The organism is Salipiger sp. ABF4_146 (genome assembly GCF_056161345.1).
The window spans coordinates 1-483 of record NZ_JBSWYX010000084.1; the positions used below are offsets into that span (position 1 = coordinate 1).

1 protein-coding gene and 1 pseudogene are annotated in these 483 nt (G+C 66.5%); both read right to left on the bottom strand.

The features are described 5' to 3' along the window. The coding region (locus ACXAJT_RS27655) for an AAA family ATPase (RefSeq protein ID WP_475242258.1) at window positions 1–283 on the bottom strand (283 nt) is incomplete at its 3' end. A 24-nt stretch (window positions 284–307) separates the two neighbouring features. Then, a pseudogene (locus ACXAJT_RS27660) lies at window positions 308–483 on the bottom strand (haloacid dehalogenase-like hydrolase); the annotation flags it as partial.

A 483-nucleotide genomic window follows, 5' to 3' on the forward strand; every position in this document is an offset into this window, starting at 1 on the left:
CGCCCTCGCCCTGATAATAGACCTCGGTGCCGGTGACATCCGAGGGCAGCAGATCGGGGGTGAACTGGATGCGGCTGAAGTCGCATTCGAGATTGCGCGCCAGCGCCTTGATGGCGCGGGTCTTGGCCAGCCCCGGCAGCCCCTCGACCAGCAGGTTGCCATTGGCCAGCAAGCCTATCAGCAGCCGCTCGATCACCTCGCGCTGGCCGATGATCGCCTCGCCCATGCGCGCGCGCAGGCTTTCGATCTGCCCCCGCGTGCCGGTTTCGGTCATGCCTTCCATTTCTGACTTACCCTTCCGCCCAACTCACTCACCCGGGAACACCGTGCGCCAGTCCTGCGCCATGTCGACAATCGTCCAGCCGAGGCCCGGCCCTTCGTCGAGCCCGCGGTTCAGCGTGCCGATGTGCCCGTCTCGGTCATAGGCGAACTCGCGCTCGGCATCGGTGTGATGCACCAGCAGCCCGAACGACGGACCGTCGC